This window comes from Rahnella inusitata, assembly GCF_003263515.1.
GTDB classification, from domain to species: Bacteria; Pseudomonadota; Gammaproteobacteria; order Enterobacterales; family Enterobacteriaceae; genus Rahnella; species Rahnella inusitata.
In genome coordinates, this window is sequence record NZ_JYDE01000024.1 from 43747 (window position 1) to 59224 (window position 15478).

The window sequence follows — 15478 nt, forward strand, 5'->3', positions numbered from 1 at the left end:
CCGAAGCGGGGTTGGACTGAGTTTTTCGGGTTATCCGAAAAATTAGCCTTGCAGCAGGGTCAGTACGGACTGAGGAACCTGGTTAGCTTTAGACAATACTGAAGTACCAGCCTGTTGCAGGATCTGCGCTTTGGACATTGCAGAAACTTCAGTTGCGTAGTCAGCATCCTGAATACGGCTCTGTGCAGATGCCAGGTTAGTAGTGGTGTTGTCCAGGTTGGTGATGGCAGAATCGAAACGGTTCTGAACCGCACCCAGTGAAGAACGGAATGTATCAACTTTAGCGATTGCAGCGTCGATTGCTTTCAGTGGGTCTGAAGTTGCAGTACCAGTGTAAGCATTGGCGTTAGCAGCATCAGAGATATCACCGATGGTGCTGGCAACGTTTGCAGTACCGGTTGCGCCGCCGTCAGCGATTGCTGCAGTTGCAGTTTTGTAGTCTTTACCCTGTACTGAAACGTAACCTACTGCTGCGCCAGTTGCATCAGCGCCAACTTTAACCAGTTTGCCAGTCTGAGTACCCGCAGTAACACCGTTAGTGGTGTCAGTGTAAGATACGTCAGTGGTGTTCAGTGTCACGTTACCGGTAGTATCATCAACAGATGCTGCATAGTTGTTAGTACCATCAGAAACAACGTAAGTTGCAGTCGCTGCGCCAGCTGCAGTCTGAACGTTTTTCAGAGACAGTTTGCTTGCGTCCAGACCCAGAGAAGTAGCAGCAGCAGACAGGTTAACATCTTTCAGGGAGCCGCTTGCGCCAACCTGAGTGATAGCATCGCTGGTTTTCAGTGCGTTTTTAGAAACAGAGAAACCGTTCAGACCCAGAGTCGTTGAGTCAATTTTCTGCAGGTCGATGTCGATAGTCTGACCGTCGTTAGCGCCAACCTGAATTTTCATGGTCTGGTTAGAAGCCAATACGTTCACGCCGTTGAACTGAGTCTGACCAGATACGCGGTCGATTTCAGACAGACGGGATGTGATTTCGTCCTGGATTGAGGTCAGGTCGGAATCGGAGTTGGTGCCGTTAGCAGCCTGAACGGACAGCTCACGAATACGTTGTAAGTTGTTGTTGATTTCGCTCAGTGAACCTTCAGTGGTCTGCGCAACGGAGATACCGTCGTTGGCGTTACGTGAAGCCTGAGTCAGACCATTGATGTTTGAAGTGAAGCGGTTAGCAATCGCCTGACCCGCTGCATCGTCTTTCGCGCTGTTGATACGCAGACCAGAAGACAGACGCTCGATAGCAGTGCTCAGTGCAGACTGGGATTTGTTCAGGTTGTTCTGAGTCATCAGAGACAGCGTGTTGGTATTGATTACTTGACCCATGAGTGTATTCCTTCAAAGTCTGGTTAAGGGGTTCGGGCTTATTGCCCACGGCGTTCATCACCGTCCAAACTTGTATCGGCGATACTCCAGCAACCTTTAGAATTATTTCTCAAAAAAGCTCACTTTCTTACTTTGAGAATTACCCCTCCTTATACCGGCTATTCACGCCATTACTTTTTGTTGCAATCCATTAAACTTTTTCTCCGTCGTGCCGATAGGGCTTAAAGACTCTTATACAACCCGTAAAGGATACATATGGCCACTATTTCTTCATTAGGCATCGGTTCAGGCTTAGACCTCAATACCCTGCTCGCTAACCTGACGACCGCAGAAAAAGCACGCCTGACCCCTATCAGCTCCGCGCAAAGCAGCTACAGCGCCAAATTAACAGCCTATGGCACGATGCAAAGCGCATTGCAGACCTTTGCTGACGCTGCTACCGCGTTGTCATCGACGAATACTTACGGCGCGACCACAGCCACATCGAACAACACCGCGGCATTCAATGCCACGACGTCCACCGGTGCCGCCCCCGGCAAATATTCCCTGTCTGTGACCAGCCTCGCCTCGTCTCAGTCTTTAATTTCTACCACACAAGCCAGCAACACCACTGCGCTGGGTGCCACGACCACCGGTAACTCCCGTACGCTGACCATCAGTCAGGGCGACGGCAGCAAACCGCTGAGTATTAATCTGACCGATTCACAAACCTCCCTGACCGGCGTTCGCGATGCGATCAACAAAGCCGGCGGCGGCGTAACCGCCAGTATCGTGAAAGTCACCGACAGCAGCTACAAATTAGTGCTGAGCGCGAATAACACCGGTACCAATTCAGAAATGACCGTCAGCGTGACCGGCGATGACCAGTTGAATAACATTATTGGTTATAACTCTTCCACCGGTACTGGCGCGATGACGGAGAACGCAGCAGCAGCTAATGCAAAACTGACGTTCAATGGCATCGATCTGGAACGTCAAAGCAACACCATCAGCGACGCGCAGGACGGCATTACATTAAGTCTGACCGGCACGACCACCACGCCAGCAACGCTGACTGTGGCAAAAGATACCGGTACAGCTACCACGGCGATTCAGACCTTTGTTGATTCCTACAATGCGTTGCAGGATACCTTCACCAGTCTGACCAAATTCACAGCAACAGCGACCAACTCGGATACCGCAGACACCACCAACGGTGCGTTGCTGGGTGACAGCGCCCTGCGCACTATCCAGACCCGTCTGAAATCTGCACTTGGCGCAGCGTCTGGCTCCGGCACCATCACTTCCCTGTCGAATATTGGTATTACCACCGATCCTGATACCGGCAAACTGGAAATTGACAGCGCAAAACTGAAAACCGCACTGACCGATAACACCAGTTCGGTGCAAACCATGATGGTAGGCGACGGGAAAACCACCGGCGTGATGACCAACATCACTAACCTGAACAGCGGTTTCCTGAACGCCAGCACCGGCACCATCGCCAACGCAGAAACGGCAGTCAACGCCACGCTGAAAACGCTGACCACGCAGTACAACAAGGTCAATGACAGCATCAACACCACCATTGCCCGCTATAAAACGCAGTTCACTGCGCTCGACGTTGCGATTCAGAAGCTCAACAGCACGGCCGATTATCTGACCAAGCAGTTCGATGCCATGACCACGTCCAGTTCAAGCTAGTCAGGAAGGAAGAAAAATTATGTATAACGCTAAAGGAACCCAGGCCTACGCACAGGTAGGCTTAGAAAGTGGCGTAATGAGTGCCAGTCCGCATCAGTTAGTGGTGATGTTATTTGACGGGGCGCGCAGCGCCCTTATCCGTGCTGGCATTTTTATGCAGCAGGGAAATATTGCCGATAAAGGCAAAGCGCTCTCTAAGGCCATTAATATTATCGACAGCGGACTGAAAGCCGGAATGAGCCGCGAGAAAGGCGATCCCGATTTAGTGGATAACCTCGAAGCGCTCTATTCCTATATGGTTCGTCGTTTATTGCATGCCAATTTACACAACGATCAGGAAGCCATCACGGAAGTGCTGGGCTTACTGGAAAATATTGCCGATGCCTGGCGGCAAATCGGCCCAAACTATCACCCGTCGCAGGACCAATATAATGGATCAACATCAGTATCTGGTTAATGAATATCAACTGATCCTGACTTTAAGCGAGCAGATGTTGCGGCTGGCGAAAGAAGAGAAATGGGATGAGCTGGTCGAGCTCGAAGTCAGTTATCTGAAAGCCGTGGAAGCGACCACCACGTTACCGGTATCCGAAAGCACGTCGATGGCTATTCAGTATGAAGTACGCAAATATTTGCGTCAGATTCTGGATAACGAAAATATGATCAAAACATTATTACAAGCCCGGATGAATCAACTCACCGAGCTGATTGGACAGTCGTCAAGACAACAACAAGTGAATATGACTTACGGAAAAATCGATCTCCGTTCGATCGCGTTTGGCGATCGCCAATAATTAATACTTTTGTTTTAATTTATATTGTTCTATTTTATCAAATATTTCTTGTACATACTAAGGTTTCAGAGGCAGAGAGCACACAGCTGCCAGGGCTAATTCTCTCTGTCTCCATCCCTGACTTTCGCCTCAACCGGTGACCAGTTTGTATTAGTAACAAAGTCGCGCAGCTTTGATTTATATTCAGGCAACTGGACGCCGTCGTCGTCATATTCGGGCATCATCACCATGGTACGTAAAATAAAAGTCACCCCAGGGATAGGATCGACCTCGCTACTTATTCAGCACAGTGAACTTTTTATTCAAGATGTGTATATCGACAAACCTCAGTTACTCCTGATCCAAAATGGTAGCATGACGGTTCATTATCAGCATCAGGAAGTGTCCCTGCAAACGGGTGAAATGCTGGTGCTCAACAGCGGGCAAACGCTGGGGCTTACTCATCAGCTTTCTGAAAACGGGCCATTTAGCTGCGCGATTATGGCGTGGGATAATGCCCTGCTGACCGATGCAGGATTGCACACTCCGGCGTTTAAACCCCCGCTGATTACTGTCGATCACCTGCAGGTCATCCCCCACGTTCCCGGCGCTTTCAGACAAAGTTTTATCGATACACACAATGCCATTCTCTGGCATCACGGTTTACCTGCGCCGATTACCCGTCACCGGATGCTTGAGCAGTTGCTGTGGCTGTCGCAGCTCGGCGTGCGCTATTCCCTGCAACACAGCGAAAGTATGACCCAGCGGGTGCGCGAACTGCTGGTCAACAATCTGCATAAAGCCTTTACGGCTGCGGAAGTGGCCGAGCAACTGATGATGAATGAAGTGATGCTGCGCCGCCGGTTGGCAGCCGAAAACAGTGTACTGCGTAATCTGATGATTGATGTTCGCATGACCCACGCCCTGCGCTTGTTGCAATGCACGGATCTGGCCATCTCCCACATCGCGCATCAGGTCGGCTATGAAAGCGGTTCGCGTTTTGCTGAGCGGTTTCGCAAACGTTTCGGTTTTGCACCCACCGCCATTCGGGGGCATTTACGCGCGCAGTCGGTTCATTCCCCCATCACAAGTGATGTTCAATAACAATCAATGCCAAATACTTACATTACAAAATCATGAGTAACATCACACAATAATTGATTACCAGATGTTAACGGAATATCATACCCGCCGGTTTTTATGAATGGTCAGGGGTTGGTTGTGCACGTTTGGTGGGAAGTGATTAAAACGATTTACTGGGGCGGGCTGGGTATCGCCGTACTGTTCACCCTGCTGGTGAGCCGCGATACGATCAAGATCAGGCTATTAACGTCCGGCATTATTGGATTTACCTGGCCGATGAGCCTTCCTGTGGTCCTCCTCTTCTCTCTGTTCTGACCCTCGAAAAAGAAAACCCGGCATTCAGACCGGGTTTTCAGATGACGTGTTATGTCAGTCGACGTGTTATGTCAGTCTTCGTGCTGCGATGACAAGGCTTGTTATTTACGCGTCTGTACCCAAAAACCGTGGATCAGACCCGGGAAATAGCCCAGTAAAGTCAGCAAAATATTCAGCAGAAATGCTCCGCCTAAACCATTACCTATCAGTACGCCCAACGGCGGTACCAGAATGGTGATCAGTACTCTCCAAAATCCCATTTTGTATCTCCCTTTGGTTATCATCGTGTTAATGATAGTTCATCCCTAAAAAGACAGACATCAGAAGAAACCTAATTGATCAGCTCCAGCATAATTTCCATATCCCGCCGGGTTTTTTCCAGAATTTCCACATCGCCTTGCCGGTGTTCAGCATCGGTCACCTGATGGATCTGGCGCATCTGCCATCTCACTTGATTTTTTTGCTCTTCGGTCATGCTCCGGCACATCACGATAATAAAATTGCGCAGCATCAGATGTTGCATGGCAGTTTCTTCGACGTGTTTATTGACCGACATGACCAAATCTATAACCTGTTTATCTGCCATTGCATTTCCTGCGCGAGTAAAAGAGTCAACGTAGCCAAAGTAGCACGACATACCTGACTTCTAAGCCCGCAGCACAAGGGATTAACCCCCCTATTTCAACCGCTGACCTCTGCGGCGACCTCACGAAAAATCCCTTCATTCACAATGGCCTGACGGAATGTCTGCGCACAATCACAATCATGGAAAAATATAAAGTGACGCAGGTCACATTTCACCCATATTTCTTCCCCCATCTTGTGATCTGCTCTATAGTTTACGTAATAAAAAATGTGTTCTTCGGGTTGTTTCGGCGCCCGTTATTGTCTCTCTTGTTTTGTTTTCGGGTTGAAATTCCAGGTAGTTTCCTTGTAGTCAGGACAATTACCCCATCATATTTGGGGTTCAGGAGGCAGTATGTCTGAATATCATTATTTACTGGTTGGCGGAAGCCGCGACGGACAACGGCATGTCGATGCATGTCATCAGTTTTCGCTGTGTTTCTGGGAAGATGCATCAAAGAATGTGGATCGTGAATTTTACGGTAAGCGTAACGAGCGTTACAAAGTGAATCCGGAGAAAGGCGCTGACGGAAGATGGTATCTGGTGGGGTATTGCGGCAGTTGTTCAAAAATTCCCGCAGACGTTCTGACGACTCAGGCGAACACCAAACACGTGAAGCCAATGATGTAACTGACGCCATGTCAGCGTGAAGTGAAAGTGTGAAGTAGTTAAAGACCCCGCCACTAAAGCGGGGTTTTGTTTTTTATGCCTCGGGGGCCATACCCTGAATATTTCTGGCATAGAAAGCGACCTGCCCGCCGAGCGCAAAATGCGCCTGCTCGTGCCCCTGCCGGCCAAGGGTGGCGATGCGGACAATCTCGCCCTCGAACTCACCGTCATGGATGGCGGTAATCGCCACATCCAGCTGATAGCTGGCAGGATGAATGCCCACGGGAAAAGTGAGTAACTTCACCCTGTCTCCCACCTGAAAACGGGTTAACAGCGGTAAGGGTGCCTGTTCGAACAAGTCCTGATCCATTTGTGACTCCTTGTTTTTCAGTAGGATTAATTAGAGGATAGGACATGTTGCGTCGTTTTGCAGAAACACGACGTGAGGCACTTCTCCCTTTTCAACATCTTTTCAGAAACTTTTAACACTTTTAAAAATTCTGCTTTTAAAAATCGCTTAAGGAACTCAACGTGACGAAACTAACACCCGAGCAATGCATCATCCTCACCGGTTTTACCGGCATTCTGCACGGAGAGTTTGAGGGATTTCACGAGGATTTAGAAAAACGTTTGGGACGTGATGTGCAGACATCCGAACTGGGCTATCCGGAGTTTATCCAGGAGTGCCGCGAGCTGTACGAAGAGGATTTTAACGCGCTGATGCCTGACTGACTGGGGCACAAAACATGACCGGTCAGGCAGCAGCTACGCAGCCTGACCGGTCATATTGTTAAGGTTTTATAATTCCGCGAATGAAGTTCTCATTCACTCTGATCACATTGCCAGTCTCAACATTCATCAACTGATACTGCACCGGCGATACCTCATTCAAAATCGTGATTACTTCAAACAAACCTGGTGTAAAAGTAAGCGTGACAAAAACGCCAACAGGATAGACAGCCATAATTTTATCCTTTATTCAAACACTTATAATGTGTCTCGTTCATCTCACTGTGATTGCAGGGTGTGAATTAATCACGGTGAGTTATTGCATTGTATACACTTCTTACAGTGGAAGAATATGAGGTAAAAGAAATAGGGATGACAGACAAAGTGATCACATTTTGATCAATTCAGATAACTCTGACAGACGTGGCCAAGACTTCTTCAATTATTACGATTTCCTTACACCTTCGAGTGCCCCCTTCCCTTCATCCCTCTGGCAGTCCCTTGTTTTTGGGGCGATTTCGGTTAAGAATATAAATCCAAAATGTTGCATTGAGAGCCACGCCGTGAGTGCCCAGATTTTTGAAACCGATGTCGCCCACCCGCATTTAGCCCGTCTGATTGCCGAACTGGACGCTTATCAGTACCCGCTCTATCCACCCGAATCGTTTTACGGTGTCAATATTACGGAGCTGGATGAAGGCGATATCACCTGTTTTATGGCGCGTGTCGATGACGACTGGGCCGGATGCGCCTGCCTGTACATCTCAAAACATCGCATCGCTGAGATGAAGCGGGTGTACGTCAATCCCTTATTTCGCGGGCAAGGGATCGCTTCACTGCTTATCGCCGCGATGGAAAAGAAATTGAAAGAATTGGGGCACACAGATCTTTATCTGGAAACGGGCGTGTTTCAGGAAAAAGCCATCACGCTGTATGAGAAACTCGGCTATGCACGTACGGATGCCTTTGGCGATTACAACCAGTCGCCGGATCCGCTGAGCGTCTATATGATGAAAACCGTGGCTTAGAGGAGTCCTCCATAACACTGTCGGTATGGCAGTGCTATGGAGACTGTATCACATCAGGACGTTGCTTTTGGTGGCAGGCAGGTCATTAGAAGGAATGACCCATTTTTTGAGTGTGATAACAAAGAAATTCTTACCCTTGGTGATTTTCGCACCGCGATCTCCGCATTCCAGCGCAAGTTTGAAAAACTCATCACTGTTAATACTAAAAGCCAGTTCGACTTTTTTCACCATACCGGAATTCAGCAGGTCTTCGGCTTCGTGCAGGGATTTGGCCTGAATGACTGACATAAATACCTCGAAAATGCTTGGGGACGTTATACAGCGGACCCGTCCACGCTATTTCATTTTTGTTGCGTATTTATGACAGTCTTATGAATCTTACCCAAACCGTGACACTCGCCACCTAGGTCAGACGATAATGCGCGTCCGGCATCGGCGTGTCCGGTAGCTGCGACTGGTTGTTCATCTCCAGCAAATTGATTTCGATGTTGGTACACATCGCATCCATCGGCAGGTGATTGTTGGCATAACCAAACGGCATCTCCAGCTCTTCAGCCAGCGTATCGAGCGACAGAAATGTATAGGAGATAAAACCCGACACCAGCAGCGTCATGTAATGCAAATCCACCACCAGGGCGAACGGCAGCAGGCTACAAAAGAGATACACCGTGCGGTGCAACAGCAGCCCGTAAGCGAAAGGGATAGGCATACTGACGATGCGCTCGCAACCGCCGACAACCTGAGAAAGCTGTGACAGCGTGGTGTCCATGTGCGCGTAAACCACATCCGACATTTCGCCGGTCCGGCGGCGTTCCGCCAGCCATTGCGACAACCGCAGCTGCACCATGTTGGTCGGTGCGCGCCGTGAAAGAATATCCTCCGCATCATCCCCTAACAAACGTTCAAGATCAGGCCGTGAATCGCTGTGGCGCAGCTGATGCTTGAGACTGTAACAGAACGCCAGCAGCAACGCCGTCACCCGATGCGCTTCGCCCGGACAGACGGCCATCACCTGACTTTGCAGCGTACGGCAGGCAATCAGCAACCCGCCCCACAGCTGACGCGCTTCGATATAACGCGAATACGCTACACTATTTCTGAACCCCAAAAAGATCGCAATCGAGACGCCAAGCAGGCTGAAAGGCGCAAGAGTCAGCTTAACGCCAAGCGTTTCGTACCAGGGCAGACAAAGGATGGCGGCCAGTGACATCAGAAGATTAAGACTCAGCCGGAACATAATGCTGGGCAGCACAGAGCCGTGCCAGACGAACAAACGCAAGAACCAGTGACGGGGTGGGCGGATTATCATTTTGTGCAGGTGCTTTTGGCAGGTGGAAACATTTTTTCGCGATTTTGGCAAATAAACCTGCACAAGCAAAGGACAATTTTGTGACATCGGTAACATTTATTTTTTAGAAAACTCATTTTCGTTCACAACGTAACCTTCACGTTGAACAATAAATTGAAACAATTCTTCCCTGCCTATCAAGTTGTAGTTGTTTGCGGTCGATAATAATATCAGAACGTGACTATTCAAAAACTAAGTCAGGATCTTATGACTGTAACAAAACAGTCCTAAGCTCGGGAAAATGACGGACGTCCTGTGAGAACCTTCGCAAAAGTGAAATGAAGGAATTGGGCTATGATAATTTTGTTTATTGTTTTGGCATTGCTGGGTCTGGCTGTGTGGTGGGTGATCCGTTCGGCCATGCAGGATATTGATAACGATTATTAACAGTTAAGGTTCGAATTTTTTTGCGAAGTTTGTCTTTGCTGCTCCTGTTATTTCCTTCCCCCTCAAAAAACCCAATAAATTGCCCCCGCCATGCCCCACAGGGCAACAGGTAGCAATTCTTTTATCATTATTTCGTTCACTTAATACATTACACCGACATATTCATGACATCCTGATAAGCCGCCACCAGCTTGTTGCGTACCTGCACGCCCAGTTGCAATGAGATCGAGGATTTTTGCAGATCGACCATTACATCGTTGAGGCTGACGCCCGGCACACCCATTTCGAGTTTTTCAGCCTGCAACTTTGCGTTGTTTTGCGTTTCACTAATTTTGCCTAATGCGGCTTTCAGCTCACTGGCGAAACCAGCTTCTGAGGTGGCATCGGGTTGCTTTATTGCTCCCGCTTGCACTGCCGTAGCCTGCATTTGCTGTAAAACGCTCTCAATGCCTTGAATTGACATGCTTTCTCCGCTTATCGCTGTATCGGTAACCAATGGGGTTCTTTCATGGAATGACACCCTATCACATCAGTTTTTTCCTAAACGCCGTAATTGACCGCAAAAACCATGGCTTATCGGGCCATTAACTTTGCCTTGCGCGACAAATAATGGCTCACCTAGAAAATAGGCCTGCCTGTATGGAGGTTTGAAAAATATCACGCTTCAACGATTGCGCACTTGGGAGTCTGTTTTGTTACGAGACAACATGAACACCACCATCCAACAGCTAAATAGGGATCTTGTATGAGTTCCGCAATAGCCGGCGCAGAAAACCCTCGAAGCGGTTTTACTGCGTTGCTTAATCGCCTGCGCGCCAACCCAAAAATTCCTATCGCCATTGCTGCTGCCGCTGCCGTGGCTGTTATTGTTGTTATGACACTGTGGGCCAAGCAACCGACGTATAAGGTGCTGTTCAGTAACCTCAACGATAAAGATGGTGGCGCAGTCGTCACACAGCTCACGCAGATGAACATCCCCTATCAGTTTTCTGATAACGGCGGCGCGGTTCTGATCCCTGCGGACAAAGTGTATGAAACGCGTCTCAAACTGGCTGCGGCCGGTTTGCCGAAGGGCGGCGCCGTCGGTTTTGAACTGATGGATCAGGAGAAGTTTGGTATCAGTCAGTTCAGTGAGCAGATTAACTATCAGCGCGCACTGGAAGGTGAACTCTCCCGCACCATCGAAACGCTCGGCCCGGTCTCCAGCGCCCGCGTTCACTTAGCCATTCCGAAACCTTCTTTATTTGTCCGCGAGCAGAAAAACCCTTCCGCTTCCGTCACCCTGAATTTGCAACCGGGCCGCGCCCTGGATGATGGTCAGATCAACGCCATCGTTTATATGGTGTCGAGCAGCGTCTCCGGTCTGCCGCCTGCCAGCGTCACAGTGGTCGATCAAAGCGGTCATCTGCTGACCCAGTCTGACAGCAACGGGCGTGATCTGAATGCTTCGCAGCTGAAATATGCCAACGAAGTGGAAGGCCGCCTGCAACGTCGCATCGAAGCGATTCTGCAACCTGTGGTCGGTAACGGTAACGTTCACGCGCAAATCACCGCGCAGATTGATTACGCCACCCGCGAACAGACCGATGAAAATTACCAGCCGAACGGCGCTGCGGATAAAGCAGCAGTACGTTCCCGCCAGCTCAGCACCAGCGATCAGATTGGTGGTTCAGCAGTCGGCGGCGTTCCGGGAGCGCTGAGCAACCAGCCAGCCCCGGCTGCCACCGCGCCAGTGACGACGCCTGCACCCGCCAATACGGCGAACGGTGCGCAGAATCAGGCAGCCAATGGTCAGAACGCGGCCCAAAACAGCACGGCGAACCGTTCAACGGTGCCGTCGAACAGCCGTCGTGATGAAACCACAAACTACGAAGTCGATCGCACCATCACTCACACCCAGCATAGCGCCGGTGCGGTACAGCGCCTGTCTGCGGCGGTAGTCGTCAACTATCAGACCGGTGCAGATGGCAAATCTAAGCCGCTGACCGACGAGCAGTTGAAGAAGATTGACGATCTGGTGCGCGAAGCGATGGGCTTCTCCACCGAACGCGGCGATACGCTGAACGTGGTAAATACGCCGTTCAATGAAGCGAGCGACGACTCTGCTGAATTGCCGTTCTGGAAACAACAGGCGTTCTTCGATCAGCTGATCGACGCAGGCCGCTGGTTACTGGTGCTGATTGTTGCCTGGCTGTTGTGGCGCAAAATGGTTCGTCCGATGCTGCGCAAACAGCAGGCCGAGAAAGACGCCGTTGCCGCTGCTGTTCTGGCCGCGTCCCAGCCTCAACCTGAAGGCAGCAAACCGGTGAAACTCAGCAACGACGAGCTGGAGAAACGCAAGCGTTCACAGCAGCGCGTCAGCGTCGAAGTGCAAACTCAACGCGTTCAGGAGCTGGCCGATAAAGATCCTCGTATCGTCGCCCTGGTTATCCGCCAATGGATGAGTACCGAACAACCATGACTATGACCGGAACTGAAAAAAGCGCCATTTTGATGATAACGCTGGGCGAAGACCGCGCGGTAGAGGTGTTCAAGCATCTCTCCCCGCGCGAAGTTCAGCAAATCAGTGGCGCGATGGCGAACATCCATCAGATCTCCAATAAGCAGCTGGCCGAAGTCCTGAATGAGTTCGAGGACGAATCCGAGCAGTACGCCGCGCTGAGCGTCAACACCAGTGAATACCTGCGTGCGGTACTGACCAAGGCGCTGGGCGAAGAACGTGCGTCCAGCCTGCTGGAAGATATTCTGGAATCCCGCGAAACCACCAGCGGCATGGAAACGCTCAACTTTATGGAGCCGGTGATTGCGGCAGATCTGATCCGCGACGAGCATCCGCAGATCATCGCCACCATCCTTGTGCACCTCAAACGCGGTCAGGCAGCCGATATTCTCGCGCTGTTCGACGAACGTCTGCGCAACGACGTCATGTTGCGTATCGCCACCTTCGGCGGTGTCCAGCCAGCGGCGCTGGCAGAGCTGACGGAAGTGCTCAACAACCTGCTCGACGGCCAGAACCTCAAGCGGGCGAAGATGGGCGGTGTTCGTACTGCGGCGGAAATCATCAACCTGATGAAAACCCAGCAGGAAGAAGCGGTTATCGAAGCAGTACGTGGTTACGACGGCGAACTGGCCCAGAAAATTATCGACGAGATGTTCCTGTTCGAAAACCTGGTGGACGTGGACGATCGCAGTATCCAGCGCCTGTTGCAGGAAATCGAAGGCGAATCGTTACTGGTCGCACTGAAAGGTGCCGAACAACCACTTCGCGAGAAATTCCTGCGCAACATGTCGCAGCGTGCGGCCGATATCCTGCGCGACGATCTGGCCAACCGCGGCCCGATGCGTATGTCTCTGGTCGAGAACGAACAGAAAGCGATCCTGCAAACGGTTCGCCGTCTGGCAGAGTCTGGCGAAATGATGGTTGGCGGCGGCGAGGACTCCTATGTCTGATAATCCAGCTCCGGAGAAGAAAACCGCTGAAGAGCGCCAGACAGAACGTCTTAACGCCCTGCCGTGGCAACCGTGGCGGCCAGGCGATCTGGCGATGCCTTCCTTTACCTCGCCCCTCGAACCTCTGTTCCAGGAAGGTGAGGAAGAGCAGGACGACGGCCAGCCGAAAGTGCAGGTCGATCAGAATGAACTGCAAAACTTGCAACGCCGCGCGGAACAACAAGGGTTCCAGCAGGGTCTGGAAGCCGGTCAAAAACAGGGCTACGCCGCAGGTTTTCAGTCTGGTCAGGAAGCCGGGCAGCAGCAGGCTTTACTGGAAGGCCAGCAACAGCAGGCCGTGCTCACTGAACACTGGCAGGTGCTGGTAGCCGATTTCCAGCAAACGCTGGATGCGCTCGATAGCGTTATCGCCTCACGCCTGATGCAAATGGCGCTGACGGCGGCCAAACAGATTTTGGGTCAGGCACCGATTTGTGACGGTTCCGCCCTGCTCAACCAGATCCAACAGCTCATTCAGCAGGAGCCGATGTTTAAAGGCAAACCGCAACTGCGCGTCAATCCGGCTGATTTTGAGCGTGTTGAAACGCAAATGGGTGCGAGCCTGAGCATGCACGGCTGGCGTTTGCTGGCCGATAACCAAATCCACAGCGGCGGCTGTAAAGTCAGTGCGGAAGACGGCGATATGGATGCGTCCATCGCCACGCGCTGGCATGAACTGTGCCGTCTCGCGGCACCGGGAGATCTCTGATGACCGCCCGCCTGAGCCGCCTGCTGAAAACGCTCGACGATGCCGAAAAGCGCATGGGCCGTACGCCCTCGGTGCGCCGCTATGGCCGACTGACCCGCGCTACGGGGCTCATCCTCGAAGCTACCGGTTTGCAGATGCCGCTCGGCGCGACCTGTCTGATCGAACGTCATGACGGCCCGACCGTGCAGGAAGTGGAAAGCGAAGTGGTTGGCTTCAACGGCCAGAGCCTGTTCCTCATGCCGCTTGAAGAAGTCGAAGGTATTTTGCCGGGTGCTCGCGTGTATGCGCGGATCTCGCCCGACGGCCACACCGCGGGCAAACAACTTCCGCTCGGCCCGCAATTGCTGGGCCGCGTGCTCGATGGCAGTGCCAAACCGCTTGACGGTCTGCCGCCGCCGGATACCGGTTATCGCGCTGCGCTGATCACCCCGCCGTTTAACCCGCTGCAACGAACGCCTATCACCGATGTGCTGGACGTTGGCGTGCGCGCCATTAACTCCCTGCTCACCGTCGGTCGCGGCCAGCGTATGGGGCTGTTCGCCGGTTCCGGCGTCGGTAAATCCGTTCTGCTCGGCATGATGGCGCGCTATACCAAGGCCGATGTGATCGTGGTCGGGCTTATCGGTGAGCGTGGCCGTGAAGTAAAAGATTTTATCGAGAACATTTTAGGTGACGAAGGCCGCGCACGTTCGGTGGTTATCGCCGCACCGGCGGATGTTTCGCCCCTGTTACGCCTGCAGGGTGCCGCCTACGCCACCCGTATCGCCGAAGATTTTCGCGATCGCGGTCAGCATGTTCTGCTGATCATGGATTCCCTGACCCGCTACGCCATGGCCCAGCGTGAAATCGCCCTCGCCATTGGTGAACCTCCGGCGACCAAAGGCTATCCGCCTTCCGTCTTCGCCAAACTGCCTGCGCTGGTCGAACGCGCGGGGAACGGCATCAGCGGCGGCGGTTCTATCACTGCATTTTATACCGTGCTGACCGAGGGTGATGATCAGCAGGATCCGATTGCCGACTCCGCCCGCGCCATTCTCGATGGTCACGTGGTGTTGTCACGCCGTCTGGCGGAATCCGGCCACTATCCGGCCATTGATATTGAAGCGTCGATCAGCCGTGCAATGACGTCTCTGATTGACGATGCACAGTACGCCCGCGTGCGTAATTTCAAACAACTGTTGTCCAGCTACCAGCGTAACCGTGATTTGGTCAGCGTCGGGGCGTACGCGGCAGGCAGCGATCCGATGCTCGATCGCGCCATCCGGTTGTACCCGCAGATGGAGAACTTTCTCCAGCAGGACATCATGGAACGCAGTACCTATGAAGACGCCTGTCTGGAACTGAACATGTTGTTCCCAGGCTAAATTTTTAACC

General features: G+C 51.8%; 20 protein-coding genes. 12 read left to right on the forward strand and 8 right to left on the reverse strand.

Annotated elements, in window-relative coordinates; genetic code table 11:
- Nucleotides 1-42: 42 nt before the first annotated feature.
- The gene (locus TU92_RS15295; RefSeq protein WP_112168078.1) at nt 43-1326 is read right to left on the reverse strand and encodes a FliC/FljB family flagellin; all 1284 of its coding nucleotides are present in this window, start codon (nt 1324-1326) and stop codon (nt 43-45) included.
- A 255-nt stretch (nt 1327-1581) separates the two neighbouring features.
- On the opposite strand from TU92_RS15295, the gene fliD reads away from it, so the two are divergent.
- The 5 genes from fliD to TU92_RS15320 all read left to right on the forward strand — a co-directional run bounded on the left by fliD (nt 1582) and on the right by TU92_RS15320 (nt 5180).
- The gene (gene fliD, locus TU92_RS15300; RefSeq protein ID WP_112168079.1) at nt 1582-3009 is read left to right on the forward strand and encodes a flagellar filament capping protein FliD; all 1428 of its coding nucleotides are present in this window, start codon (nt 1582-1584) and stop codon (nt 3007-3009) included.
- A gap of 19 nt (nt 3010-3028) precedes the next feature.
- Nucleotides 3029-3466 (forward strand): flagellar export chaperone FliS, encoded by a 438-nt coding sequence (fliS, locus tag TU92_RS15305; RefSeq protein WP_112168080.1) that lies wholly within the window; start codon nt 3029-3031, stop codon nt 3464-3466.
- Nucleotides 3441-3803 (forward strand): flagella biosynthesis regulatory protein FliT, encoded by a 363-nt coding sequence (fliT, locus tag TU92_RS15310; protein WP_112168081.1) that lies wholly within the window; start codon nt 3441-3443, stop codon nt 3801-3803. The genes fliS and fliT overlap by 26 nt, the downstream gene beginning before the upstream one ends.
- Before the next feature lie 228 nt (nt 3804-4031).
- Nucleotides 4032-4886: a helix-turn-helix transcriptional regulator gene (locus tag TU92_RS15315; protein ID WP_112168082.1), complete on the forward strand. Its 855-nt coding sequence runs from the start codon at nt 4032-4034 to the stop codon at nt 4884-4886.
- A gap of 117 nt (nt 4887-5003) precedes the next feature.
- Nucleotides 5004-5180, forward strand: a complete 177-nt coding sequence (locus tag TU92_RS15320) for a GhoT/OrtT family toxin (RefSeq protein WP_013575783.1) — start codon at nt 5004-5006, stop codon at nt 5178-5180.
- 101 nt (nt 5181-5281) lie between these two features.
- Here the strand turns inward: TU92_RS15320 and TU92_RS15325 are convergent, their stop codons facing one another.
- Together TU92_RS15325 and TU92_RS15330 are read right to left on the reverse strand one after the other, a co-directional pair.
- The gene (locus tag TU92_RS15325) at nt 5282-5440 is read right to left on the reverse strand and encodes a YqaE/Pmp3 family membrane protein (protein ID WP_112168083.1); all 159 of its coding nucleotides are present in this window, start codon (nt 5438-5440) and stop codon (nt 5282-5284) included.
- Between the two features lie 71 nt (nt 5441-5511).
- A complete protein-coding gene (locus TU92_RS15330; RefSeq protein WP_112168084.1) occupies nt 5512-5766 on the reverse strand; it encodes a hypothetical protein in 255 nt (84 codons plus the stop codon).
- Nucleotides 5767-6159: 393 nt separating this feature from the next.
- Here TU92_RS15330 and TU92_RS15335 point away from each other — a divergent pair, with 393 nt between their 5' ends.
- Nucleotides 6160-6435, forward strand: a complete 276-nt coding sequence (locus TU92_RS15335) for a hypothetical protein (protein WP_112168085.1) — start codon at nt 6160-6162, stop codon at nt 6433-6435.
- A 73-nt stretch (nt 6436-6508) separates the two neighbouring features.
- Here the strand turns inward: TU92_RS15335 and TU92_RS15340 are convergent, their stop codons facing one another.
- Nucleotides 6509-6784 (reverse strand): hypothetical protein, encoded by a 276-nt coding sequence (locus TU92_RS15340; protein ID WP_112168086.1) that lies wholly within the window; start codon nt 6782-6784, stop codon nt 6509-6511.
- 161 nt (nt 6785-6945) lie between these two features.
- Between TU92_RS15340 and TU92_RS15345 the strand changes: the two genes are divergently transcribed.
- Nucleotides 6946-7146 (forward strand): DUF7736 domain-containing protein, encoded by a 201-nt coding sequence (locus tag TU92_RS15345; protein ID WP_112168087.1) that lies wholly within the window; start codon nt 6946-6948, stop codon nt 7144-7146.
- 58 nt (nt 7147-7204) lie between these two features.
- On the opposite strand, the gene TU92_RS22315 is transcribed toward TU92_RS15345, so the two are convergent.
- Nucleotides 7205-7378, reverse strand: coding sequence for a hypothetical protein (locus TU92_RS22315; RefSeq protein WP_167457463.1), 174 nt, complete (start codon nt 7376-7378; stop codon nt 7205-7207).
- Nucleotides 7379-7706: 328 nt separating this feature from the next.
- On the opposite strand from TU92_RS22315, the gene TU92_RS15350 reads away from it, so the two are divergent.
- Nucleotides 7707-8171: a GNAT family N-acetyltransferase gene (locus tag TU92_RS15350; RefSeq protein WP_112168088.1), complete on the forward strand. Its 465-nt coding sequence runs from the start codon at nt 7707-7709 to the stop codon at nt 8169-8171.
- Between the two features lie 48 nt (nt 8172-8219).
- On the opposite strand, the gene TU92_RS15355 is transcribed toward TU92_RS15350, so the two are convergent.
- The 3 genes from TU92_RS15355 to fliE form a co-directional block, all read right to left on the reverse strand.
- Nucleotides 8220-8459, reverse strand: a complete 240-nt coding sequence (locus TU92_RS15355; protein WP_112168089.1) for a hypothetical protein — start codon at nt 8457-8459, stop codon at nt 8220-8222.
- A gap of 115 nt (nt 8460-8574) precedes the next feature.
- On the reverse strand, nt 8575-9480 hold the full coding sequence (locus TU92_RS15360) for a bestrophin family protein (protein WP_112168090.1): 906 nt from the start codon (nt 9478-9480) through the stop codon (nt 8575-8577).
- A 574-nt stretch (nt 9481-10054) separates the two neighbouring features.
- Nucleotides 10055-10369: a flagellar hook-basal body complex protein FliE gene (gene fliE, locus TU92_RS15365; RefSeq protein WP_112168091.1), complete on the reverse strand. Its 315-nt coding sequence runs from the start codon at nt 10367-10369 to the stop codon at nt 10055-10057.
- A 282-nt stretch (nt 10370-10651) separates the two neighbouring features.
- On the opposite strand from fliE, the gene fliF reads away from it, so the two are divergent.
- Genes fliF through fliI form a run of 4 tightly spaced genes read left to right on the forward strand, consistent with a single transcriptional unit; the run spans nt 10652 to nt 15468 of the window.
- Nucleotides 10652-12367 (forward strand): flagellar basal-body MS-ring/collar protein FliF, encoded by a 1716-nt coding sequence (gene fliF / locus TU92_RS15370; protein ID WP_112168092.1) that lies wholly within the window; start codon nt 10652-10654, stop codon nt 12365-12367.
- Nucleotides 12364-13356, forward strand: coding sequence for a flagellar motor switch protein FliG (gene fliG, locus TU92_RS15375; RefSeq protein WP_112168093.1), 993 nt, complete (start codon nt 12364-12366; stop codon nt 13354-13356). Before fliF ends, fliG begins: the two co-directional genes overlap by 4 nt.
- Nucleotides 13349-14104: a flagellar assembly protein FliH gene (fliH, locus tag TU92_RS15380; protein ID WP_112168094.1), complete on the forward strand. Its 756-nt coding sequence runs from the start codon at nt 13349-13351 to the stop codon at nt 14102-14104. The genes fliG and fliH overlap by 8 nt, the downstream gene beginning before the upstream one ends.
- On the forward strand, nt 14104-15468 hold the full coding sequence (gene fliI, locus TU92_RS15385) for a flagellar protein export ATPase FliI (protein ID WP_112168095.1): 1365 nt from the start codon (nt 14104-14106) through the stop codon (nt 15466-15468). Before fliH ends, fliI begins: the two co-directional genes overlap by 1 nt.
- The last annotated feature ends 10 nt before the right edge of the window (nt 15469-15478 follow it).

What these genes read in the sequence shown, in the direction of transcription:
- fliT (WP_112168081.1), top strand. Translation starts at nt 3,441, where the DNA reads ATGGATCAACATCAGTATCTGGTTAATGAATATCAACTGATCCTGACT.
- fliF (WP_112168092.1), top strand. Translation starts at nt 10,652, where the DNA reads ATGAGTTCCGCAATAGCCGGCGCAGAAAACCCTCGAAGCGGTTTTACT.
- fliI (WP_112168095.1), top strand. Translation starts at nt 14,104, where the DNA reads ATGACCGCCCGCCTGAGCCGCCTGCTGAAAACGCTCGACGATGCCGAA.
- TU92_RS15355 (WP_112168089.1), bottom strand. Translation starts at nt 8,459, where the DNA reads ATGTCAGTCATTCAGGCCAAATCCCTGCACGAAGCCGAAGACCTGCTG.
- TU92_RS15360 (WP_112168090.1), bottom strand. Translation starts at nt 9,480, where the DNA reads ATGATAATCCGCCCACCCCGTCACTGGTTCTTGCGTTTGTTCGTCTGG.
- TU92_RS15325 (WP_112168083.1), bottom strand. Translation starts at nt 5,440, where the DNA reads ATGGGATTTTGGAGAGTACTGATCACCATTCTGGTACCGCCGTTGGGC.
- TU92_RS15295 (WP_112168078.1), bottom strand. Translation starts at nt 1,326, where the DNA reads ATGGGTCAAGTAATCAATACCAACACGCTGTCTCTGATGACTCAGAAC.
- fliS (WP_112168080.1), top strand. Translation starts at nt 3,029, where the DNA reads ATGTATAACGCTAAAGGAACCCAGGCCTACGCACAGGTAGGCTTAGAA.
- fliE (WP_112168091.1), bottom strand. Translation starts at nt 10,369, where the DNA reads ATGTCAATTCAAGGCATTGAGAGCGTTTTACAGCAAATGCAGGCTACG.
- fliH (WP_112168094.1), top strand. Translation starts at nt 13,349, where the DNA reads ATGTCTGATAATCCAGCTCCGGAGAAGAAAACCGCTGAAGAGCGCCAG.
- TU92_RS15340 (WP_112168086.1), bottom strand. Translation starts at nt 6,784, where the DNA reads ATGGATCAGGACTTGTTCGAACAGGCACCCTTACCGCTGTTAACCCGT.
- TU92_RS15315 (WP_112168082.1), top strand. Translation starts at nt 4,032, where the DNA reads ATGGTACGTAAAATAAAAGTCACCCCAGGGATAGGATCGACCTCGCTA.
- TU92_RS15335 (WP_112168085.1), top strand. Translation starts at nt 6,160, where the DNA reads ATGTCTGAATATCATTATTTACTGGTTGGCGGAAGCCGCGACGGACAA.
- TU92_RS15330 (WP_112168084.1), bottom strand. Translation starts at nt 5,766, where the DNA reads ATGGCAGATAAACAGGTTATAGATTTGGTCATGTCGGTCAATAAACAC.
- fliD (WP_112168079.1), top strand. Translation starts at nt 1,582, where the DNA reads ATGGCCACTATTTCTTCATTAGGCATCGGTTCAGGCTTAGACCTCAAT.
- fliG (WP_112168093.1), top strand. Translation starts at nt 12,364, where the DNA reads ATGACTATGACCGGAACTGAAAAAAGCGCCATTTTGATGATAACGCTG.
- TU92_RS22315 (WP_167457463.1), bottom strand. Translation starts at nt 7,378, where the DNA reads ATGGCTGTCTATCCTGTTGGCGTTTTTGTCACGCTTACTTTTACACCA.